Source organism: Geodermatophilus sp. URMC 65, assembly GCF_053502545.1.
In genome coordinates this window covers 359,926-380,300 of the sequence record NZ_CP199954.1, presented here as the reverse complement: position 1 = coordinate 380,300, position 20,375 = coordinate 359,926, and the positions used below count along the sequence as shown (strand labels likewise).

Annotated in this window: 22 protein-coding genes; 7 read left to right on the top strand and 15 right to left on the bottom strand. The window is 73.2% G+C overall.

Translation table 11 applies throughout. From position 1 onward, the window contains the following. Window positions 1–17: 17 nt before the first annotated feature. The 4 genes from ACWIX7_RS01770 to ACWIX7_RS01755 are packed head-to-tail and all read right to left on the bottom strand — an operon-like array spanning window position 18 to window position 2,302. The gene (locus tag ACWIX7_RS01770; RefSeq protein ID WP_448619912.1) at window positions 18–1,142 is read right to left on the bottom strand and encodes a YihY/virulence factor BrkB family protein; all 1,125 of its coding nucleotides are present in this window, start codon (window positions 1,140–1,142) and stop codon (window positions 18–20) included. A gap of 1 nt (window position 1,143) precedes the next feature. After that, complete coding sequence (locus ACWIX7_RS01765) at window positions 1,144–1,422, bottom strand: DUF4235 domain-containing protein (RefSeq protein ID WP_448619911.1); 279 nt, start codon at window positions 1,420–1,422, stop codon at window positions 1,144–1,146. After that, the gene (locus ACWIX7_RS01760; RefSeq protein ID WP_448619910.1) at window positions 1,419–1,868 is read right to left on the bottom strand and encodes a DUF3618 domain-containing protein; all 450 of its coding nucleotides are present in this window, start codon (window positions 1,866–1,868) and stop codon (window positions 1,419–1,421) included. The genes ACWIX7_RS01765 and ACWIX7_RS01760 overlap by 4 nt, the downstream gene beginning before the upstream one ends. Then, entirely contained in the window at window positions 1,865–2,302 is a 438-nt protein-coding gene (locus ACWIX7_RS01755; RefSeq protein WP_448619909.1) for a phage holin family protein, read from the bottom strand. The genes ACWIX7_RS01760 and ACWIX7_RS01755 overlap by 4 nt, the downstream gene beginning before the upstream one ends. A 119-nt stretch (window positions 2,303–2,421) precedes the next feature. Here ACWIX7_RS01755 and ACWIX7_RS01750 point away from each other — a divergent pair, with 119 nt between their 5' ends. Then, entirely contained in the window at window positions 2,422–2,634 is a 213-nt protein-coding gene (locus ACWIX7_RS01750) for a hypothetical protein (protein ID WP_448619908.1), read from the top strand. 152 nt (window positions 2,635–2,786) lie between these two features. On the opposite strand, the gene ACWIX7_RS01745 is transcribed toward ACWIX7_RS01750, so the two are convergent. Next, window positions 2,787–3,770, bottom strand: a complete 984-nt coding sequence (locus ACWIX7_RS01745) for an aldo/keto reductase family protein (protein WP_448619907.1) — start codon at window positions 3,768–3,770, stop codon at window positions 2,787–2,789. A 120-nt stretch (window positions 3,771–3,890) separates the two neighbouring features. Next, window positions 3,891–4,499: a DUF3043 domain-containing protein gene (locus ACWIX7_RS01740; RefSeq protein WP_448619906.1), complete on the bottom strand. Its 609-nt coding sequence runs from the start codon at window positions 4,497–4,499 to the stop codon at window positions 3,891–3,893. A gap of 146 nt (window positions 4,500–4,645) precedes the next feature. Here ACWIX7_RS01740 and ACWIX7_RS01735 point away from each other — a divergent pair, with 146 nt between their 5' ends. Next, window positions 4,646–4,993 (top strand): HesB/IscA family protein, encoded by a 348-nt coding sequence (locus ACWIX7_RS01735; protein WP_072915689.1) that lies wholly within the window; start codon window positions 4,646–4,648, stop codon window positions 4,991–4,993. A gap of 92 nt (window positions 4,994–5,085) precedes the next feature. On the opposite strand, the gene asnB is transcribed toward ACWIX7_RS01735, so the two are convergent. The 3 genes from asnB to ACWIX7_RS01720 are packed head-to-tail and all read right to left on the bottom strand — an operon-like array spanning window position 5,086 to window position 7,796. Then, on the bottom strand, window positions 5,086–7,017 hold the full coding sequence (gene asnB / locus ACWIX7_RS01730; protein WP_448619905.1) for an asparagine synthase (glutamine-hydrolyzing): 1,932 nt from the start codon (window positions 7,015–7,017) through the stop codon (window positions 5,086–5,088). A gap of 52 nt (window positions 7,018–7,069) precedes the next feature. Next, window positions 7,070–7,441 carry a DUF3817 domain-containing protein gene (locus ACWIX7_RS01725; protein WP_448619904.1) on the bottom strand — a complete coding sequence of 124 codons (372 nt, stop codon included), beginning with the start codon at window positions 7,439–7,441 and terminating at the stop codon, window positions 7,070–7,072. After that, the gene (locus tag ACWIX7_RS01720; RefSeq protein WP_448619903.1) at window positions 7,431–7,796 is read right to left on the bottom strand and encodes a metalloprotease; all 366 of its coding nucleotides are present in this window, start codon (window positions 7,794–7,796) and stop codon (window positions 7,431–7,433) included. The genes ACWIX7_RS01725 and ACWIX7_RS01720 overlap by 11 nt, the downstream gene beginning before the upstream one ends. 287 nt (window positions 7,797–8,083) lie before the next feature. Between ACWIX7_RS01720 and ctaC the strand changes: the two genes are divergently transcribed. Then, on the top strand, window positions 8,084–8,953 hold the full coding sequence (gene ctaC / locus ACWIX7_RS01715) for an aa3-type cytochrome oxidase subunit II (protein WP_448619902.1): 870 nt from the start codon (window positions 8,084–8,086) through the stop codon (window positions 8,951–8,953). Window positions 8,954–8,998: 45 nt separating this feature from the next. Further along, window positions 8,999–9,400 carry a cytochrome c oxidase subunit 4 gene (locus tag ACWIX7_RS01710; RefSeq protein WP_448619901.1) on the top strand — a complete coding sequence of 134 codons (402 nt, stop codon included), beginning with the start codon at window positions 8,999–9,001 and terminating at the stop codon, window positions 9,398–9,400. 677 nt (window positions 9,401–10,077) lie between these two features. Here ACWIX7_RS01710 and qcrB read toward each other — a convergent pair. From qcrB to ctaE, 4 genes are all read right to left on the bottom strand, one after another. Next, the gene (qcrB, locus tag ACWIX7_RS01705) at window positions 10,078–11,742 is read right to left on the bottom strand and encodes a cytochrome bc1 complex cytochrome b subunit (RefSeq protein ID WP_448619900.1); all 1,665 of its coding nucleotides are present in this window, start codon (window positions 11,740–11,742) and stop codon (window positions 10,078–10,080) included. Beyond that, on the bottom strand, window positions 11,742–12,854 hold the full coding sequence (gene qcrA, locus ACWIX7_RS01700; RefSeq protein WP_448619899.1) for a cytochrome bc1 complex Rieske iron-sulfur subunit: 1,113 nt from the start codon (window positions 12,852–12,854) through the stop codon (window positions 11,742–11,744). The genes qcrB and qcrA overlap by 1 nt, the downstream gene beginning before the upstream one ends. An 88-nt stretch (window positions 12,855–12,942) precedes the next feature. Beyond that, window positions 12,943–13,830, bottom strand: a complete 888-nt coding sequence (qcrC, locus tag ACWIX7_RS01695) for a cytochrome bc1 complex diheme cytochrome c subunit (protein WP_448619898.1) — start codon at window positions 13,828–13,830, stop codon at window positions 12,943–12,945. Between the two features lie 7 nt (window positions 13,831–13,837). Continuing rightward, complete coding sequence (gene ctaE / locus ACWIX7_RS01690; protein WP_448622118.1) at window positions 13,838–14,461, bottom strand: aa3-type cytochrome oxidase subunit III; 624 nt, start codon at window positions 14,459–14,461, stop codon at window positions 13,838–13,840. A 123-nt stretch (window positions 14,462–14,584) separates the two neighbouring features. Between ctaE and ACWIX7_RS01685 the strand changes: the two genes are divergently transcribed. Both ACWIX7_RS01685 and trpD read left to right on the top strand, forming a co-directional pair. Then, complete coding sequence (locus ACWIX7_RS01685) at window positions 14,585–15,001, top strand: hypothetical protein (protein WP_448619897.1); 417 nt, start codon at window positions 14,585–14,587, stop codon at window positions 14,999–15,001. Beyond that, a complete protein-coding gene (trpD, locus tag ACWIX7_RS01680; RefSeq protein ID WP_448619896.1) occupies window positions 14,998–16,041 on the top strand; it encodes an anthranilate phosphoribosyltransferase in 1,044 nt (347 codons plus the stop codon). The genes ACWIX7_RS01685 and trpD overlap by 4 nt, the downstream gene beginning before the upstream one ends. A 63-nt stretch (window positions 16,042–16,104) precedes the next feature. Here the strand turns inward: trpD and ACWIX7_RS01675 are convergent, their stop codons facing one another. Both ACWIX7_RS01675 and ACWIX7_RS01670 read right to left on the bottom strand, forming a co-directional pair. Continuing rightward, window positions 16,105–16,392, bottom strand: a complete 288-nt coding sequence (locus ACWIX7_RS01675) for an Lrp/AsnC family transcriptional regulator (RefSeq protein WP_448619895.1) — start codon at window positions 16,390–16,392, stop codon at window positions 16,105–16,107. A 129-nt stretch (window positions 16,393–16,521) separates the two neighbouring features. Beyond that, on the bottom strand, window positions 16,522–18,375 hold the full coding sequence (locus ACWIX7_RS01670) for a DEDD exonuclease domain-containing protein (protein WP_448619894.1): 1,854 nt from the start codon (window positions 18,373–18,375) through the stop codon (window positions 16,522–16,524). Window positions 18,376–18,554: 179 nt separating this feature from the next. On the opposite strand from ACWIX7_RS01670, the gene ACWIX7_RS01665 reads away from it, so the two are divergent. Further along, window positions 18,555–20,297 carry a D-alanyl-D-alanine carboxypeptidase family protein gene (locus ACWIX7_RS01665; protein WP_448619893.1) on the top strand — a complete coding sequence of 581 codons (1,743 nt, stop codon included), beginning with the start codon at window positions 18,555–18,557 and terminating at the stop codon, window positions 20,295–20,297. Window positions 20,298–20,375: the final 78 nt, after the last annotated feature.

Below are 20,375 nucleotides of genomic sequence, written 5' to 3'. Positions count from 1 at the left end.
GGACGCCGGGGCCGCCCTCAGCTGCGCTGGTGTGACTCCTTGGTCGGCACCGGCGGGTCGGGCAGCTCGTCGGCCATGGTGGCGTCGCGCTGGCCCATCGGCTGGGGCGGGCCCTGGGTCGTGTCCTCCGCCGTCTGGTGCTCGGCCTCGGAGTTGATCTCCGCGCCGAGCAGGATCAGGTAGCAGGTCAGGTACAGCCACAGCATCAGCACGATGACGCCGGCGATGGCCCCGTAGGTCTTGTCGTAGGACCCGAAGTTGTCGACGTAGATGCTGAAACCGAGGCTCACCACCGCCCAGATCAGGGTGACGACGACGGCGCCGAGACTCACCCAGCGCAGCCGCGGGGCGTCCCGGTCCGGGGCGACGCGGTACAGCACCGCGAGCGACCCGGCGAAGATGCCGAGCAGCAGGACCCACCGGACCACCTGCGCGAGCACGGTGGCGAACGGGCCGAGCGGCAGCGCGTCGAGGAGGTTCGGGACCACCGCGACGAGCGCGAAGGTGATCAGCACGAAGACGATCGCGCCCAGCGTGAGGCCCAGCGAGATCGCCTTGCGCTTGACGAAGCCGCGCGTCTCCACCTCGTCGTAGGCGAGGTTCACCGCCGTCACCAGGTTGCCGACGCCACCGGAGGCGCTCCACAGCGCACCGAGCACGGAGGCGATCAGCCCGAAGCTGAGCGCCCCGCCGCTGTTGGTGACGATGCTGTTGAGCTGGTCCCCGATCAGGCGGGCGGCACTCTCCGGGAGCTGTGCCGAGAGGTCCTCGACCTGCCGCGCGACGGTCTCCGGGGAGGCCACCAGCCCGTAGATGTTCAGCATCGCGATCAGCGCGGGGAAGATCGCCAGGAACCCGAAGAAGGCCACGCCGCCGCCGATGATCGGCATGTTGTCGGCGTTGTTCTCCGCCCACGCCCGCCGGACGATCTGCTTCCAGCCCCGCCAGGGGATCTCGGTCGGCTTGTCCGCGCTGACGCCGGGCAGCTGCTGCTCGCTCGGCGCCCCCGGCGGCGGCTCGCTCGCCCGCGGGTCCGGCCCCCGGGCCTCCGCGGCCCGCGCGGCCGCCCGCCGGGCCGCCTTCTCCTCGACCCGCTCGCGGATGCGGTCGACGGCGCTGTCGCGGTGTCGGGTGCCGGCCACGTCAGTCGCCCGGCCAGTTGCCGGTCAGCTTGGTGAAGCCGCGGGCGCCGGCGCGGTCGATGGCCGCCTTGGTGGCGGCGAAGATGGCCCCCTGCAGCGCCGCGGCGAGCACGACCTCGCGCATCCGGTACTCGCTCTGCAGCGCGTCGGGGGCGTCGTCCTCGTGCGCGATCCGCTTCCAGACCTGCTTGAAGACGGCACCGGAGATGACACCGGCCAGGACGCCGCCGAGCAGGCCGATCGGCCGGTAGACCAGCTTGGCTCCCCTGCTGCTGCTCACTTCGTCCTCCTCCTGGCCCGGCGGGCCTTCGCCTTCCTCTTCGCCGTCCTCTTCGCGGTCTTGCGGGCGGCCTTCTCCGCGGCGGCGCGTCGTGCGGCGACCACCTTGGCCTGACGCCTGGCCTCGCGCTTGGCCTGCCGCTCGGCCTTGCGGCGGTCCCTCGTGCTGCGGCGCCAGATCAGCAGGCCGAGCAGCGCGGCCAGGCCGGCACCGGCGCCGATGACCGCCGGCGGGCTCTCCCGGTAGGTCTCCACCGCCGTGTCGCGGGCGCGGTAGGCGCTCTCCCGGGCCCGCTCCGGGACGTCGAGGCGGTGCGAGAGCTCGTCGACCGTGCGGCCGAGCTGCTCCCGGGTGGCCTCGATCTCGGCCTTGATGGCATCGGGGTCGTTCGCCGGCGGCTGGCCGTTCGTCGTCCCGTCGGGGCCCTGGCTGGCTGGTGTGCTCACCGGCGCGCACTCTCCTTCACCGTCTGGATGTCGGTCCTGGTGCTGGCGATCGCCTCGGTGGGCACCGGCGGGGTGCCCTTCTCGACGTCCTTCTTGCCGACCAGTGCCAGCACGCCGGCGACGGCGAAGAGCACGACGGCGACGATCAGCGCGGCCAGCCAGCCGGGCAGCACCAGCGCGAGGGCGAGGACGGCGGCGGCGATGAGCACGGCCAGGCCGAAGAACGCGAACAGGCCGGCGCCGCCGAACAGCCCGGCGCCGATGCCCAGGCGCTTGGCCTTCTGGGTCACCTCCGCCTGGGCGAGCCGGGCCTCGTCGCGCACGAGCCGGCTGATCTGCTCGGTCAGCTGGCCGATGAGCTGGCCGGTCGAGGCGTCCTCGGGGACGGGGGGCGGGGCGGTGGCGCGAGTGGCGCCCGCGGTCGGGTCGGTCATCGGTCCTCCGAGCCGGGGGGAGAGTGTCGATGGACTCACATGCCCCCGATGATCGCCGGGGTAACCAGGTGCGGGTCACACTCCGGGCACGGTCGCCGCGCTCACTAACCTCAACGCCCATGAGCTGGTACTGGCGGCTGGAGGACCCCTCGGGGGCGGAACTCGACCCCGCCGAGGTGGGGGTGGAGGTGCCGCGTTCGGACAACCAGGGCGACGCTGAGTCCTGGCTGGGGGAGAACTGGCGCGACCTGCTCGAGCGCGGGGTCGCGACGGTGACGCTCTTCGATGGCGGACAGGAGGTCTACGGGCCGATGAGCCTCGCCGCCACCTGACAGAGGACCCCGTCCTCCCCACCCCTCGGAGAAGGACCCCCTGCCCCCCACCGCTCGCGAGCTCGCGGCGGGGCCCTGCAGAGGGCCGGGGCCCCTGCAGGGCCCCGTCGTCCTGGGTCCCGATGCGAGCTCGCGATCGAGTCGGCCTCCGATCAACCGCGGGCGGTCCTGGCGGGGTCGCGCTCGACGACGTCCCCCAGGACCTCGTCGATGCGCGCCAGGACGTCGGCGTCGAGGACCACCCCGGCCGCCGCCACGTTGTCGTGCACCTGCTCGGGCCGGGTCGCGCCGATGATCGCCGCGGCGACGTTGCGGTTCTGCAGCACCCAGGCGATGGCCAGCTGCGCCATGGACAGGCCGAGGTCCTCGGCGACCGGCCGCAGTCCCTGCACCGCGGTGAGGACGTCGTCCGGCAGGAACTGCCGCATCGACCCGCCGGCCTCCGCGTGCCCGCCCCGGCTGTCGGCCGGCGGCTGCTGGCCGGGCAGGTACTTGCCGGTGAGCACGCCCTGCGCCAGCGGGGACCACACGATCTGCGAGAGGCCCTCCTTCTCGGAGGTGGGCACGACCTCGTCCTCGATGACCCGCCACAGCATCGAGTACTGCGGCTGGTTGCTGATCAGCTGGACGCCGAGGTCGCGGGCGAGCGCGGCGCCGGCGGCGATCTCCTCGGCGTTCCACTCCGAGACGCCGATGTAGAGCACCTTGCCGGCCCGGACGAGGTCGGCGAAGGCCGTCATCGTCTCCTCGAGCGGCACCGTCGGGTCGTAGCGGTGCGCCTGGTAGAGGTCGACGTAGTCGGTCTGCAGCCGCCGCAGCGAGGCGTGGCAGCTCTCGGTGATGTGCTTGCGGGACAGGCCGCGGTCGTTGTGGCCCGGGCCGGTCGGCCAGTAGACCTTGGTGAAGACCTCGAGCCCCTCCCGGCGCTGCCCGGCGAGGGCGCGGCCGAGCACCGACTCGGCCCGGGTGCCGGCGTAGACGTCGGCGGTGTCGAAGGTGGTGATGCCGGCGTCGAGGGCGGCGCGGACGCAGGCGTTCGCCGCGTCCTCCTCGACCTGGCCGCCGTGGGTCAGCCAGTTGCCGTAGGCGATCGCGGAGATGGTGAGGCCGGAGCGGCCCAGTCGTCGGGATTCCACGGTCCCGACGCTAGCCGCGCCTCCGATGGCCCCCTCCCGGGCGTCCCCGAGCGTGCGAGGCCACCGAGGAGGCCGGCCCCTGCAGGGTCCCGACGCGAGCCTGCAGGGGCGGGGCCTGTCTCAGAGCTGGGCGCCCAGCGGCACCTCGGGTTTCGGGAAGCGCCAGCGGCGGACCATGGTGGCGCGGCTGATCCCGTACCAGACCAGCCCCTTCATCTTGTGGTCCTGGTTCGGGAAGCGCTCCAGCACCTTCTTCTTGATCCGCCGGCCCAGGACGATCGAGTCGGCGATGATCAGCAGGAAGAAGACCAGCCAGATCGAGACGGTGTAGCTGCGCACCTGCTCGTTGGGAACGAAGTTGCCGATGAGCACCAGAGCGGCGACGAGGAGGAAGAAGCTGCCGGCGTTGCGGCGGGCGTCGACGACGTTCCGGACCAGCTTGCGGACCGGGCCGCGGTCGCGGGCCGGCAGGTAGCTCTCGTCGCCCCGCGCCGCGCCGGCGCGGGCGGCCCCGCGGTTGGCCGCCTGCTGCTCGCGCATCCGCTTGTAGGCCTCTTTCCGGGTCTGCGGAGGCGGCGGGGGCGGACCGGGGCGGCGTCCCTGGGCCTCGTGGCGCTTGGGCGTCGGCCGTCCCTTGCCGCCCGACCTCACCAGCTGCGTGGTCGGGTCGGCGGCGGGATCGGGCGCGGCCTCGGTGCGGTCGCGGCGGCCGGGCAGGCGGAGCTTCACGGCCGCGAGTCTACGTGTGACCTCGGCCGATCCCGGCCCGCGCGGCACCGCACGCCGTACAGTGGGAAGAGGCTCCGCTCCGGCGGTGTTCGCCTGCTGCAGGACGTGCCGCAGCAGGCACCCTCGAACGTGGGAGGACTTCCAACATGACGGTGCAGGACACCACGGCCACCGGCGTCATCCTCAGCGACCCCGCTGCCGCCAAGGTCAAGGCGCTGCTGGACCAGGAGGGTCGCGACGACCTCCGCCTGCGGATCGCCGTCCAGCCCGGCGGCTGCTCGGGCCTGCGTTACCAGCTCTTCTTCGACGAGCGGTTCCTCGACGGCGACCAGACCTACGACTTCGGTGGGGTCGAGGTCATCGTCGACCGCATGAGCGGCCCCTACCTCGGCGGCGCCGTCATCGACTTCGTGGACACGATCGAGAAGCAGGGCTTCACGATCGACAACCCGAACGCCACCGGCTCCTGCGCCTGCGGCGACTCCTTCAGCTGAGCCGGTGACGCCGCGGTCCTCCGGACCGCACCGCCGACACGACGAAGGCCCGGTCCCTCCCGCGGGAGGGACCGGGCCTTCGTCGTCCCGGGCTACAGCCGGACCGGGTAGACCGTCTCGGGGACGTCGACCTTGATGCGCTGCTCGACGAAGACGCCGTGCCAGACCATGAAGACCAGCAGGGTCCACAGCTTGCGGGAGAGGTCGACCGGTGAGCCGGCCCGGTGGTTGTCGCGGTGGGCGTCGAGCATCCAGAGGATCTGCCGCCGGTCGAGCCACTCGTCGGTCTGGCTCTCCTCGACGATCTGCCGCGCCCAGTCGTGCAGGTCCTCGGCCAGCCAGTGCCGGGTCGGGACGGGGAAGCCGAGCTTGCGGCGGTTGAGCACGTGCGGCGGCACGATCTGCTCCAAGGCCCTGCGCAGCGCGTACTTCGTCGTCTCCTTCGTCACCCGCTGGTCGACCGGCAGTGTGCCGGCGACCGCGAAGACCTCCGGGTCGAGGAAGGGCACCCGCAGCTCGAGCGAGTTGGCCATGGTCATCTTGTCGGCCTTGACCAGGATGTCGCCGCGCAGCCAGGTGAACAGGTCCACGTACTGCATGGCGGTCACGTCGTCGTAGCCCGCCGCCCGGGTGCGCTCGTAGAGCTCCCGGGTGACGGCGACGTGCGACAGGTCGGGGTCGCGGCGCTCGAGGAAGCCGAGCTCGTCGTCCCGGAAGATGCGGGCGTTGCCGTAGTACCGCTGCTCCAGCGGGATGGAGCCGCGGCGCAGCAGGTCCTTGCCGCGCATGCCGTCGGGCAGCCTCGCCGACAGCGCGCCCAGCGCCCGGCGGATGCCCCCCGGCAGCCGGTCGAACGCCGCCAGCGACAGCGGCTCGCGGTAGATGTTGTAGCCGCCGAACAGCTCGTCGGCGCCCTCGCCGGAGAGCACCACCTTCACGTGCTTGCGGGCCTCGCGGGCGACGAAGTACAGCGGCACGAGCGCGGGGTCGGCGACCGGGTCGTCGAGGTACCACACGACCAGCGGGATCGACTCGGCGAACTCCTCGGGCGTGACCACCTTGGTCACGTGCTCGACCCCGATCGCGGCCGCGGACTCGGCGGCGACGTCGATCTCCGAGTAGCCCTCACGCTCGAAGCCGACCGTGAACGTCATGAGGTCGGGGTTGTACCGCTTGGCCAGCGCGGCGATCGCGGTCGAGTCGATGCCGCCGGAGAGGAACGAGCCGACGGTGACGTCGGCGCGCATGTGCACCCGCACCGAGTCGTCGAGCACCGCGGCGATGCGGTCGTGGAGGCCCTGCTGCTCGTCCGCGGCGACCGGCCGGACGGGGAAGGTCGGGTGGAAGTAGCGGCTGGTGTGCAGCTCGCCGTCCACCACGGTGAAGGTCGTGCCGCTCTCGATCCGCCGGATGCCGCGGTGCAGCGTCGTCGGCTCGGGCACGTACTGCAGCGTCAGGTAGTGCTGCAGCGAGGCGGAGTCCACGCCGCCGGCGGCGTCGCTGCCGCCGAGCATCTCCAGCAGCGCCTTCTTCTCGGAGCTGAAGACCAGTGCGCCGTCGGCGAGGCGGGCGGTGAACAGCGGCTTGATGCCGAAGGGGTCGCGCGCGCCGAACGCCGTCCCGGTCTGCGTGTCCCAGATGACGAACGCGAACATGCCGCGCAGCCGCCGGACGACGTCCTGACCCCAGTAGTGGTAGCCGGCGACGATCGCCTCGGTGTCGCCCTCGGTGGCGAACTGCGCGCCCAGCGCCGCGAGCTCCTCGCGCAGCTCGACGTAGTTGTAGATCTCGCCGTTGAAGACGATCCGGTAGCGGCCGTCGGCGTAGGGCATCGGCTGGTGGCTGTGCTCGATGTCGATGAAGGCCAGCCGGTTGAAGCCGAAGGCGACCCGCGCGTCGTTCCAGACCTGGGTCTCGTCGGGGCCGCGGTGGCGCAGGCAGTGCAGCGCCTCGTGCACCTCCTTCACGCGGGTGTCGTCGACGCGGTCGGCGTCGGTGGACAGGTAGGCGAGCAGGCCGCACATGGGCGTGGTTCTCCGGAGGTCGTGGTGTGCCGGCGGAGTGGCCGCGGCAGGGTCAGACGCGAGCGCCGGCGCGGGTCTTGCGCGTGGCGTTGCGCTCGGCCACGAAGGACAGGATCGGAACGGTGCCTGCCACCAGGGTGAGAACCGTGCCGCGCAACGTCCAGGAGGCGCGCAGGGCGAGGTCGCAGGCGGTCAGGAAGAAGATGAAGTAGAGCCAGCCGTGCAGCGTGCCGATGAGGGCGACCAGCTCGTCCATGCCGGCCAGGTACTTCAGCGGCACGGCGACCAGGATCAGCGCGATGAGCAGGATGCCGACGATCCAGGCCATCACGCGGTAGCGGGTCAGTGCCGCGGGGACGTCGCGGCCCACCCGGCGGGCGAGAGCGCGGGGCAGCCGGGACGCCGTCGTCGGTTCAGCGGCCATGCTCGGTCCGCTGCTGCAACGCCCGCTCGTTGAGCTCGGCGAGGTAGGCGTTGTAGGCGGCCAGCTCCGGGTCACCGGTCGTGTCGATGCGCGGTCGCTGGTAGAGGACCAGGTCGGCGCCCGGCTCGTCCTCGTCGGGATCGCGGTTGATCTCCTCGCGGCACATGCGCACGTAGAACCACAGGCCCATGAACCCGTACAGCGGCCACTGCAGCGCGTAGCTCCAGTTCACCGCGCCGCCGCCGGCCTCGGCCTTGGACAGCTGCCAGTACCCCAGGAAGAAGGTGGCCACGAACAGGGCGGCCACCACCAGGTGCAGGAGCACCCACTTGGGGGTCAGCAGCCGGGAGAACACGGCCCGACTGTAACCGGCGGTGCCTCCCGGCAGGGGAGCTCGGTGAGGGGGCTCACCCTGCCGCCGTCGGGCCCGGACGCCGCCCGGCGCGGGGCGCCGGGCCCTCGGCCGCCGACCCGGGGGGTCGACCCGCCGGTGGGGCGTCTCCGGTGGTCGGCCGCCGTGCGGGGTCGGCTAGTCTCGCCGCAGACTGTGGTCGGCACAGGCGCCGTTCGCCGGGGACCGGCTGGCGGCCCGCCGGGGGAGACCGTCCGGCGTACCGGACGAGGACGAGGAGGCAGCGAGCAGTGGCTCGAGGCAGCAGGCTCGCGCGGGTCGCCGCGCTCGGTCTCCTGGGGGTGCCGGCCCTGAGCGGGTGCACCCCGAACAACGAGTTCTGGCGCTGGGGCTGGCCCGACGGGGTCACCGACGAGTCGGCAGCCACCCGGGACCTGTGGATCTGGTCGGTCATCGCGGCCCTGATCGTCGGCTTCGCGGTGTGGGGGCTCATCGGCTGGTCGGTCGTCATGCACCGCAAGCGCGGTGACGAGCTGCCCAAGCAGACGGCGTACAACCTGCCGCTGGAGATCGTCTACACGATCATCCCGTTCCTCATCATCGCCGGGCTCTTCTTCTTCACGGTGGTCGTGCAGAACCGGGTGCAGGAACGCAGCACCGATCCCGATGTCACGATCGCGGTCAACGCCTTCAAGTGGAACTGGCAGTTCGTGTACCCGGAGACCACCGGGGCCGACGGCGAGCCGATCAACACGGTCGGCAACAGCGACGAGATCCCGATCCTCGTCCTGCCCACCGACCAGGACATCCGCTTCGAGGTGGCCTCGGCCGACGTCATCCACTCGTTCTGGGTGCCGGAGTTCCTCTTCAAGCTCGACGTCATCCCGGGCAACGAGAACGGCCGGGACAACGTCTTCGAGGTGACCATCCGCGAGGAGGGTGCCTTCGTGGGGCGCTGCGCCGAGCTCTGCGGCACCTACCACGCCTACATGAACTTCGAGGTGCGGGCGGTGTCGGCGGCGGACTACGACGCCTATCTGGCCGCGCGGGAGTCGGGCCTGAGCACCTTCGACGCTCTGGAGAGCATCGGCCAGCCGGGCAACGCGACGAGCACCTCGCCGTTCGACCTGGTCGACGACACGCAGCGGGCCGACGGCTGACGTGTCCGCCGACCGCGCACCGCACACCACGCAGGAGGGACGGCCGTGAAGGTCGAAGCGCTCATCTTCAACGTCATCGGCGTCTTCTGTCTGGTCATGGCCGCCGTCTACGGGATCTGGTCCCGTGAGCCGATCGGGACGACGGCCCTGGTCCTCTCCGGTGGGCTGACGTTCCTCGTCGGCGGCTTCTTCTGGTTCATCTCGCGGCGCATCGACGCTCGCCCGGAGGACCGCAAGGACGCCGACATCGCCGACGGCGCCGGCGAGCTCGGCTTCTTCAGCCCGGGCAGCTACTGGCCGTTCGCCATCGCCCTGTCGGCCGGTCTCATGGGACTGGCGCTGGCGTTCTACTACCCGTGGATGATCATCCTGGCCGGCGCGGCCCTGCTGATCACCATCGGCGGCCTGCTGTTCGAGTACTACGTGGGGCAGAACGCCCAGGGCTGATCTCGCCCGACCTCGAGGGCCCCTTCCCGCTGCGGCGGGGAGGGGCCCTCGTCGTCGTGGGACGTCGGTTCCAGCGGCGGTCGTGTGCGGCGACTCCGACCCGCTGTACGGCGCTGCTGGCCATGGACGTCGTCCGGGGGCGACTGAGGGACGGGGTCGACCCCTGGGGGCCGTAGGAGGGCGCTGGCGGCCGCGCCCGGCGCCTGCCGGTCGTCCTGTCGGTGGCAGTGTGCGGGTGTCCGCACCGGTGGTGGTGGCGGGTCTCGTCAGCCCCGGAGCACGAGGCAGCCGGGACCGCGTCCCTGGAGCCTGCGGGTCGCCGTCCTCGCCGCCGCCGTCCGCGGTTGCGCGGGCGTGGGGCGGTGAGCCACCGGGTGCACCGGGCGTGCGGCGAGTGCACGACGGTCGGCGAGGTGCGCCTCGGGGCGTCGGCGCCGGAACGGGTCCCTGGGCGGCTCGAGCGGCCCTCCGGTCCCCAGGACCCTGCCTGCCGCCTTGACCGCAGGGCGCTCCAGGGACGCGAGCCGTCGCGGGGCATGAGGGGCGCTGGGTGTCCTCGCCTCAGGGGACGGGGGCGACGGTCACCTCGGCGGCGGGGACGTGGTCGCGGCCGTCCCCGGAACGCAGCAGGGCCCCGACGGGATCGGCGTCGGGGCCCTGCTGCGTGGTGCGGGTGCTCAGTCGCGCGGCTCCTGCGGCCGACCACCGTCGGAGGGACGGCCGGAGGTGGTCAGCTCGCGGTCGGCCTCAGCGGCCGCCAGGCCGTGCTCGTCCTGACGCTGCTCGAGCTCGACCTGAACCGGCTCCTCGATCGGCTTGAAGAACCCGCGGATCGCGCGGCGGGCACCGCCGACCTGGTTCATCTTCTTGGGCACCGGAGCGCCGCCGTAGGCCAGCTGGCCGTGGCCGTGCGCGTCGACCGGGCCGAGGGGCTGGTGCACCTCGATGAACTCACCGTGCGGCAGCCGCCTGATGACACCGGTCTCGATGCCGTGCTCGAGGACCTCCCGGTCGTGCTTCTGCAGGCCGAGGCAGATCCGGTAGGTGAACACGTAGACGATCGGGGGCAGGATGATCAGCCCGATGCGGCCGACCCAGGTCATCGCGTTGAGGCTGATGTCGAACTTCTCGGAGATGACGTCGTTCCCACCCGAGATCAGCAGGACCACGTAGAAGGTGAGGGCCATCGTCCCCAGCGACGTCCGCACGGGGACGTCGCGCGGACGCTGCAGCAGGTGGTGCGAGGCCGTGTCCCGGGTCAGCTTCCGCTCGATGACGGGGTACAGCGCCAGGAGGGTGAACAGGATGCCCGGGAGCACCAGCGTCGGCCAGAACAGCGCCGGGATCTGGTAGTCACCGGGCAGGTTGATGTCCCACGCCGGGAACAGACGCGTGGAGCCGTCGAGGAACATGACGTACCAGTCGGGCTGCGACGCCGCCGAGACCTGCGCCGGGTTGTACGGGCCCCAGAGCCACACCGGGTTGATCTGCACCAGGCCACCGAGCGCGGCGCAGACGCCGAACACGATGAAGAACAGCCCACCGGCCTTGCCGGCGAAGGCCGGGAACAGCCGGTTGCCGACCACGTTGTGCTCGGTCCGCCCCGGGCCGGGGAACTGGGTGTGCTTCTGCTTGACCAGGATCAGCAGGTGCAGCGCGATCAGCGCGAGGATGATCGCCGGGACGATCAGCACGTGCACGATGTACATCCGGCCGACGATGAACTCACCGACGTAGTCGCCGTTGAAGACCGCCCAGTGCATCCAGGTGCCGACCACCGGGATCGCCAGGATGATCGCCGAGACGATCCGCAGCCCGGTGCCGGAGAGCAGGTCGTCCGGCATCGAGTAGCCGGTGAAGCCCATGGCGAACGACAGGACGAGCAGGGCGACGCCGATGAACCAGTTCGTCTCCCGCGGACGCCGGAAGGCCCCGGTGAAGAAGATGCGCAGCAGGTGGATGACGATCGCGGCGACGAACAGCAGCGCCGCCCAGTGGTGCAGCTGCCGCACGAAGAGGCCGCCGCGGACGTCGAACGACAGGTACAGCGTCGACTCGTACGCGGCCGACATCTCCGTGCCGCGCAGCGGCGCGTACGTGCCCTCGTAGACGACCTCGCGCATGGAGGCGTCGAAGAAGAAGGTCAGATACGTGCCGGACAACAGCAGGACGACGAAGGAGTAGAGCGCGATCTCGCCGAGCAGGAAGGACCAGTGGTCGGGGAAGACCTTGTTCAGGGTGCGGCGCAGCGGGCCGGCGACGATCAGACGGTCGTCGACCTCCAGCGCCGCCTTGCCCAGTCGCGTGGTCGGGACACCCGGCGCTGTGGCGGTGCGAGCCATCAGATGCGCTCCCGGTTCCAGTAGGTGGGGCCAACAGCCTCAATGTAGTCACTACGGGCAACGAAGTAGCCTTCGTCGTCGACAGTGATCGGCAGCTGCGGCAGCGGGCGGGTGGCCGGGCCGAAGACCGGCTTGGCGCCCTGCGTCACGTCGAACTGCGACTGGTGGCACGGGCACAGGATGCGGCTGGTCTCCTGCTCGTACAGCGAGACGGGGCAGCCGGCGTGGGTGCAGATCTTCGAGTAGGCGACGTAGTCGCCGTAGCCGAAGTCCTCCTGGCCGGTGCGGGGACGCTCGACCGACACCTGCTCCGGGCGCAGCCGGATCAGCATGGTCGCCGCGTCGGACTCCCGGTTGCCACCGGAGACGGCCGGGAAGACCGTCTCCAGCGAGCCGGGCTGCTGGTCACCGGGACGGATGGGGCTGCCGTCGTCGCGGACGAGGCGGACACCCTCCGCCCAGCTGGTGGTGCCCAGCGGGTTGCCGGTGTTGGGGTTGCGGATCAGGCCGCCCAGCGGCATGAGCAGCATGAGCCCGATCCCGCTGCCCATGAAGACCAGCGAGCGGGTGATGAGCTTCCGGCGGGCCAGGCCGCTGTTGTGCAGGCCGCCGACGAGGGTGGCCCCGGTGGTGACCCGGTCGAAGTGCGATCCGTCGTGCTTGTCCTGCACCGCGGTCTCGTGCGGCAGCAGCTTCTTGGTGTAGAGCACCATCCCGACGCCGACCAGGATCAGGGCCAGCCCGCCGAGCGCCCCGATCATCGGGGTGAAGACGGCGCTCCAGCCGCCCTCGGTGATGGTCCACTGCCAGTCGGGGAGGAACCAGCCCGAGCCGACGTAGATGACGAACGACGCGAACGCGGCCAGCCCGGCGAGGCCGAAGGTCAGGCCGACCTGGCGGACGGCCCGCTTCTCCGACGGGGAACCCGGCTCGGGGCCCGGGTCGACGTGCAGGACCTGCACGCTGTCGTACCGGGCACCCAGCAGGTCGAGCTCCTCGCGCGACATGCTCGCGAGCTGTTCGGGGGTGTAGTCGTCGTCCGGACCGCCGTGCAGGGGGCCGGGGACGTCCGCGCCGCCGGTGCTGCCCGGGGCGCTCTCGCGCGTGGTCACGCTGCCTCCTCGCTGTCCCCCGCGAGCGGGTGGTGCCCCCGGCAGGGGGTCAGCGGTCGTGGTGCCGTGGTGGAGAGGGTGCGCGCGTTCACGCCTTGCTGCCCATCCAGAAGATGCCGAACAGCAGCGCGGCCACGCCGACGACCCAGATGACGACGCCCTCGGCGACCGGGCCGATGCGGCCGACGCCGAAGCCGCCCGGGTCGGCCTGCTCCTTGACGGTCTGGACGTAGTTGATGATGGCGCGCTTCTCCTCGGGGGTGAGCTGGTTGTCCCCGAAGACCGGCATGTTCTCGGGGCCGGTCAGCATCGCGGTGTAGATCTCGAGGTCGTTGGCGTCCTCGAGGCTCGGGGCCCGCTTGCCGGAGGAGAGGGCGCCGCCCTCGCCGACGAAGTTGTGGCAGGACGAGCAGTTGAGGCGGAACAGCTCACCGCCCTCGGCGAGGTCGCCCTCGCGCAGGTCACCGGACGGCAGCGTGGGCCCGCCACCGTTGGCCTGGACGTAGGCCATGAGCTGGTCGATCTCCTCGTCGGAGAAGACCGCCGGCTTGTCGGGGCCCTGGGCCTCCTGGCGGACCAGCGGCATGCGGCCGGTGTGCACCTGGAAGTAGACGGCGGCCTCGCCGACGCCGATCAGGGAGGGACCGCGGGTGGGCACGCCCTCGAGGTTCTCGCCGTGGCAGGTGATGCAACTGCGCTCGTAGAGCTCGCGACCGGCGGCCTCGGCGGAGGACTCGCTGGTGTTGCTCTCGTCGGTCGCCTGCGCGGGGGAGAGCGCCGAGTAGAGGGTGCCGGTGAGCACCAGGGCTGCCATCAGACCGGCCACGTTCGCGACGCGGCGGCGCTGCTTGGAGCGGCGCCGGGCGCGGGCCGCGGCGGCGGGGGACCCGTCGGCGGGACGGCGGGACCAGCGGCGGAGGCCGCGGCGCCCGCCCTCGTCGGACGGGGCGTCGGACTGCGGGTTCGTGGTGGACACCGGTTCCCTAGCGGATCAGGTAGATCGTGGCGAAGAGCCCGACCCACACGACGTCGACGAAGTGCCAGTAGTAGGAGACCACGATGGCCGAGGTCGCCTGTGCCGGCGTGAAGCGGCCCATGGTGGACCGGATGAGCAGGTACACGAAGGCGACGAGGCCCCCGATGACGTGCAGCGCGTGGAACCCGGTCGTCAGGTAGAAGACCGATCCGTAGGTGGAGCTGGAGATCGTGGTGGCGTGCTCGGTGACGAGCACCCGGTACTCGTTGGCCTGGCCCAGCACGAAGACCAGACCCATCACGAAGGTGATGGTGAACCAGCGCCGCAGGCCGTAGACGTTGCCGTTCTCCGCCGCGAACACGCCCAGCTGGCAGGTGACCGAGGACGCGACCAGGATGATCGTGAAGACCAGCGCGTAGGGCAGGTTCAGCTCGGTCGGCTCCGGGGGCCACCCTTCGAGGGCCCGGGCGCGCGCCGTGAAGTACATGGCGAACAGCCCGGCGAAGAACATCAGCTCGCTGGAGAGCCAGATGATCGTGCCGACGCTCACCAGGTTCGGTCGGGTCAGGGAGTGCACCCGGGAGGTGTCGAAGGTGCTGCTCGCCAGGGGAGCCGTTGTCACGGGGCCCATCATGGCATCGCTCCCGGCAAGGTCACGACCGCGGGTGCGATGTCGGAGCGGCACCGTGACCTCCCCGATACCGAGCCACCGCGCCGCCTGGTCAGCGCGCCCGCTGCCACTAGGCTCGGCGCCGTGAGCAACGCCGCCCCGGCCACCGTCCTGGTCTACAGCTCCCGGCCCGACGTGCGGGCCGCCGTGCGCACCGCGGTGGGCCGCCGCCCGGCCGCCGACGTGGGGCCGCTGACCTGGGTCGAGTGCGCCACGGGCGAGGACGTCGTCGGCACCGTGGACGCCGGTGGCGTGGACCTCTGCATCCTCGACGGTGAGTCCCAGCCCACCGGTGGCCTGGCGCTGGCCCGCCAGCTGACCGTGGAGGTCGCCGACCGCCCGGCGCTGTGCGTGCTCATCGCCCGGCAGCCCGACCGGTGGCTGGCGCACTGGTCGCGGGCCGACGCCACCCTGCCCCTCCCGGTCGACCCGCTGACCGCCCCCGCCGTCGTCGCCGGCCTGCTGCGCGACCGGGTGGGACGGCGTCCGGTCGCCCGGTGAGCGCCCGACCGACCTGGGGGGCCCTGCTCAACCGCCTGCTGGCCCGCGAGGACCTCTCCGCGGACGACACGAGCTGGGCCATGCGCGAGGTGATGACCGGCGAGGCCACCCCCGCGCAGATCGCCGCCTTCGCCGTCGCGCTGCGCGCCAAGGGCGTGGCGCCGCAGGAGCTCGGCGGCCTGGCCGCGGAGATGCTGGCGCAGGCGACGCCGGTCGAGCTGCCGCTGGCCGCGGTCGACATCGTCGGAACCGGGGGCGACGTCGCGCACACGGTCAACATCTCCACGATGGCCGCGGTCGTCACGGCCGCGGCCGGGGTGCCGGTCGCCAAGCACGGGGGGCGAGCGGCGTCGTCGTCCTCCGGGGCCGCCGACGTGCTTGAGGCGCTGGGTGTGGTCATCGACCTGCCTGCGCCGGCGGTGGCGCGCTGCGTCGAGGAGGCCGGCATCGGTTTCTTCTTCGCGCCGGTGTTCCACCCGGGCATGCGGCACGCCGCCGTCCCGCGGCGGGAGATGGGCATCGCGACGGTCTTCAACTTCCTCGGGCCGCTCACCAACCCCGCCCGGCCGGCCGCGGCCGCCATCGGGGTCGCCGACGCACGCATGGCGCCGGTGGTGGCCGAGGTGCTCGCCGCGCGCGGCATGCGGGCGCTGGTCTTCCGGGGGGACGACGGCCTCGACGAGCTGACGACGGCGACGACGTCCTCGGTGTGGGTGGTGCGCGGCGGCGAGGTGGAGCCCGACCGGGTCGACCCCTCGGCGCTGGGCATCGCGCAGCCGCCCGTCGACGCGCTGCGGGGTGGCGACCCGGCGTTCAACGCCGACGTGTTCCGGCGGGTGCTGGCCGGCGAGCCCGGTCCGGTGCGCGACGCGGTGCTCCTCAACGCCGCCGCCGCACTGGCCGCCTTCGCCGAGCGACCCGCGCGGCTGCACGACGCGCTGGCCGTCGGCCTGGAGCAGGCGGCGGCCGCTGTGGACGACGGGCGGGCGGAGGCCCGGTTGGCGCGCTGGGTGGAGACCACCCGGACGCTGCGCGGCTGAGGCGGCCCCGTCCCGAGGCTCGCACCGAGCGGAGCGAGGGGTGAGGAGGACGGGGTCCTCGTTCTAGTCGGTGGATTCCAGGCCGATGGAGAACGCCGCCTCGAGGTCGTGCCGCGAGTAGGCGCGGAACGCGATGTGGGTCTCGGTCTCCAACACGCCGGGCACCTTGTTGATGCGCCCGGCGATCACCTCGGCCACCTGGTCGAACTCGCGGACCCGGACGACCGCGATGAGGTCGACCTCGCCGGCGGTCGAGTAGACCTCGCTGACCCCCTCGAGGTCGGCGACGGCCTCGGCCACCTCGGGGATCGCGTCGGTGGCCGCGTCGATCATGACGATGGCGGTGATCACGCCGGGGATGCTAGAAGGACCCCGCTGCCCCCCACCACTCGCTCCGCTCGCGGCGGGTCCCTGCAGCGGGGCCGCTCCAGCACGTCACCGGCTCGGCGCGGGCCCCCGCAGGAGGGCCGTTCCAGCAGGTCACCGGCTCATGGCGGCTCCGCGGGAGACCCGCTCGGGCCGGGCCCGGGTGCCCAGCGAGCGGCCGTCGGCGAACGGATCGCGCCCGGCCCGGCCGGCCTCCACCCGGTCGAGGAACTCGGTGTAGCCGCCCGTTCCCGGGACCGGGCAGGCCAGCGTGCCGTCGACCTGCACCAGCCGGGTGCCGGGCTTCTCCATCCAGCGCAGCACCAGCTCGGTCTCGTCGACCGAGGCGGCCAGCTCGCCGTCGGGGCCCAGGGGCGTCTCCGCCGTCGCCAGCAGCCCCTCGAGGGCCGCCCGCACAGAGCTGCCGCGGGCGGCGCACCCGGCAGCCACCAGCCGACCCCGGCGGACGACGGACAGCTGCCAGCCGCCCTCGCCGTCCGGGCGGGCCAGCACCAGCTCGGGCACCGCGGCCAGGGACTCCAGCCGCTGCCGCCGTCGCACCGCGCGCACGAGGGTGGCGGCGCGGTCGCGCAGGACGGCGGCGTCCTCGTAGCGCTCCTCGGCGGACAACCGTTCGACCCGCGCCATCAGCGGCTGGAGCAGGGCGTGCGGGTCGGCGGCCACCGCGGTGCGGAGGACTGCGGCGACCTCCCCGTACTCCTCGACCGACTGGGCGCCGGTGCACGGTGCGCCGCAGCGGCCCATGCCGGCCAGCGCGCAGGCGGTGCCGAGCACCCGCACCGAGAGCCGGCCGGTGCACTGGCGCAGCGGCAGCGACTCGTGGACGGCGGCCACCGCGGCGTCGGCCGCGCGCCGGTCGGGGAAGGGTCCGAGGAAGACCCCGGCGCCCGGGCGCACGCGGCGGACCACCGACAGCCGCGGGAAGGGCTCCTCGGTCAGCCGCACCCACAGTGCCCGCTCGGGGAACCGCGAGCGCCGGTTGTAGCGCGGTTTGTGCTCGGCGATCAGCCGCAGCTCGCGGACGGCGGCCTCGAGGTCGTGCGCGCAGGGGATCGCGTCGACCCGCTTGGCCAGCGCCACCATCTCGGTCATCCGGCTGCGCTGCTCGCCGGCGGTGAAGTAGCTGCGCACCCGGCTGCGCAGGTCGGTCGACGTCCCGACGTAGAGCGGCTCGTCGCGGGGACCGCGGAACAGGTAGACGCCCGGGCCGTGCGGCACGTCGTCGGCCAGGTGCCGCTTGCGCAGCCGCTCCGGGTCGACCTGCCGGGTGAGGCCGGTCAGCTCCTCCAGGCTGGTGATGCCCAGGGGGCCCAGCCGCTCGAACAGCCCGTGCAGGACGTCGACGGTGGCGCGGGCGTCGGCCAGCGCCCGGTGGCAGGGCTCGGTGCTGGTGCGGAAGTAGGGCGCGAGGGTGGCCAGCTTGCAGTTGGGGACCTCGTCGCGGCTGAGCAGCCGGCGGGCGAGGACGGCCGTGTCGACCGAGGCCGCGGCCGGCCACGGGATGCCGTTCTCGGCGCAGGCGGCCCGGAGGAAGCCGAGGTCGAAGGGCGCGTTGTGGGCGACCAGCACCGCGCCGCGGGCGAACTCGAGGAAGTGCGGCAGGACGGCGCCGATGCGCGGGGCCGCGGCGACCATCGTCGAGGTGATCCCGGTGAGCACGCTGATGTAGGGCGGGATCTCGCAGCCGGGGTCGACGAGGGTCTGGAACTCACCGAGCACCTCCCCGCCGCGCACCTTGACCGCTCCGATCTCGGTGATCGCGCTGTCCTTCGGTGAGCCGCCCGTGGTCTCCAGGTCGACCACGACGAAGGTGACCTCCGCCAGCGGGGTGCCGAGCTCGTCGATCGTGGCCTGCTCGTAGCGCGGCAGCCCGGCGGCGGCGCGGGCCGCCGTCCCGGCGAGGCGGGCGGGGGAGAGCGGCACCGGCCGGGCGGGGGAAGGGCGCACGGGGCGGACGGTAGGTCGGGGCTCTGACAGTCCCGGGGACGCGCGCCGGGGAACGGGGAGGGCGGGGGAGGACCTCGCCCGTCCGGGGGGAGCGGTGCGCCGTCCCCTGGCGCGCCCGCGTGGCCCCCGAGACCATCTCGTCACCGGACCGCTGCGGTCCCGACTCGCAGAGGTGGTCCATGCACCCGCTCTCCCGGTGGCGCCCCAGCCGCCGCGCGGCGGCGTCCCTGTCCGTGGGCGTCGTCGCGCTGGCCGTCGTGCTGCTGCCGGCCGCGCCCGCGGGAGCCGACCCGACGGGCCCGGCCGTCGCGACCGCCAGCCTCCTGGACAGCCCCGAGCTCGACGAGCTGCAGCGGCGCGCTGCCGACGTGCAGGCCGACCTCCAGGAGCGGCAGTCCCGGGTCGTCGCGGCCCGGGAGGCGCTCGCCGCTGCCGAGGCGGCCGCGGCGCAGGCGGAGGCCGACATCGTCGCGGCGGACGCCGAGCTGGCTCGGGCCCGGGCCGAGGTGGCCCGGCACGCCTCGGCGGTGTACCGGGACGCAGGCGAGGTCACGCCGCTGTCGGTGCTGCTGTCCGGTGGTGGTCCGGGGGACGTCGTCGCCGCGGGGGGCCTGCTCGACGCGGTCGAGCGGCACGCGGCCGCGGTGGTAGCCGCGGCGGAGCGTCGACGGCAGGAGGCGGCGGCGCGGCGGACGGAGGCGGAGCGGACGCGGGAGACCGCCCGTGCGCGGGCTGCGGAGCTCACGACCGAGACCGCCGAGCTGGAGGCGGCCGCGGCCGCGGCGAGCCGGGACCTGGAGGCCGCCGTCGCCGCCGTCGACCGGCAGCTGGGTCGGCAGCGGGAGGAGCAGCGGGCAGCCGGCCGGCAGGCGGCGGCCGACTGGCACGGGTACCTCGGCGAGCTGGCCGCGGCCGGCGTCGCGCCGCCGTCGGCCGCGGCGCTGCGCGACCCGGCGGCGGGCCTGCCCGACGGGCTGGTGCCGGTGCCGGCGTCCGGCGGTGGAGTGCAGGCCGGGGTGGCCCGGCTGCCCGGCGCGTCGGATGCCCTGGTCGTCCCCTCCGCCGAGGCGGTCGCCGCGGTCAGCGCAGCGGTGGACGCTCTGGGGTTGCCCTACGTCCCCGGGGCGGCGGGGCCGGACGCGTGGTCCTGCGGATCGCTGGTGCACGCCGTCTACGCCTCGGTGGGCATCGACCTCCCGGACGACCAGGCGGGGCTCTTCGCGGGGACCACGCCGGTCGACCCGGCCGACGTCCTCCCGGGAGACCTGGTCTTCCTCGGTGCCGGGCGGTCCGGTCCGGCCAACGTGGGCATCGCCCTCGACGGGCGGACGGTGCTGGCGGCCGACGCCCGCGCCGGCGCCGTGGTGGTCGGCCGTCCGGCGGCCGACCGGGTGCTGGGTGCCGGGCGGCCCAGCCTCGGGCGACGCGCGGCCGTCCCCGCGACCGGACCGTCCGGCGGGGCGCTGCCGGTCGAGTGCGGCGACGTGCGGTACCCGCCCGAGACGTCCGGAGGGCGGGCGTGGGGCGGCTTCCCGAACGGGCTGATCCCGCTCAGCGCGATGTGCCCGCTGGGGGTCGCCGGCCACGTGCTGCGCTGCGACGCGGCAGCGGCCTACCAGGCGATGAGCAGCGCCTTCGCCGGTGCCTTCGGGACGCCGCTGTGCCTCACCGACTCCTACCGGAGCTACGCCGGCCAGGTGCAGCTGTACGGCGAGAAACCGGCGCTGGCCGCGGTGCCGGGCACCAGCGACCACGGCTGGGGGCTGGCCGTCGACCTCTGCGGTGGCGTCGAGCGGTTCGGGACGCCGGAGTACGCCTGGATGCTGGCCAACGCGGGCCGCTTCGGCTTCCTCCACCCGCGCTGGGCCGACCCGGGCAACGGCCGCGAGGAACCCTGGCACTGGGAGTACGCCGGCGCCTGAGCCGGAACTGTCGGTGCCCGCTCCTAGCGTCCTGCCCGGATCGACCGGGGCCACGGACGGCTCCCGCGACGAGGGTCG

What these genes read in the sequence shown, in the direction of transcription:
- ACWIX7_RS01755 (WP_448619909.1), bottom strand. Translation starts at nt 2,302, where the DNA reads ATGACCGACCCGACCGCGGGCGCCACTCGCGCCACCGCCCCGCCCCCC.
- ACWIX7_RS01750 (WP_448619908.1), top strand. Translation starts at nt 2,422, where the DNA reads ATGAGCTGGTACTGGCGGCTGGAGGACCCCTCGGGGGCGGAACTCGAC.
- ACWIX7_RS01735 (WP_072915689.1), top strand. Translation starts at nt 4,646, where the DNA reads ATGACGGTGCAGGACACCACGGCCACCGGCGTCATCCTCAGCGACCCC.
- asnB (WP_448619905.1), bottom strand. Translation starts at nt 7,017, where the DNA reads ATGTGCGGCCTGCTCGCCTACCTGTCCACCGACGCCGACCGCGTCGAC.
- ACWIX7_RS01725 (WP_448619904.1), bottom strand. Translation starts at nt 7,441, where the DNA reads ATGGCCGCTGAACCGACGACGGCGTCCCGGCTGCCCCGCGCTCTCGCC.
- qcrB (WP_448619900.1), bottom strand. Translation starts at nt 11,742, where the DNA reads ATGGCTCGCACCGCCACAGCGCCGGGTGTCCCGACCACGCGACTGGGC.
- ctaE (WP_448622118.1), bottom strand. Translation starts at nt 14,461, where the DNA reads ATGGGCCCCGTGACAACGGCTCCCCTGGCGAGCAGCACCTTCGACACC.
- ACWIX7_RS01665 (WP_448619893.1), top strand. Translation starts at nt 18,555, where the DNA reads ATGCACCCGCTCTCCCGGTGGCGCCCCAGCCGCCGCGCGGCGGCGTCC.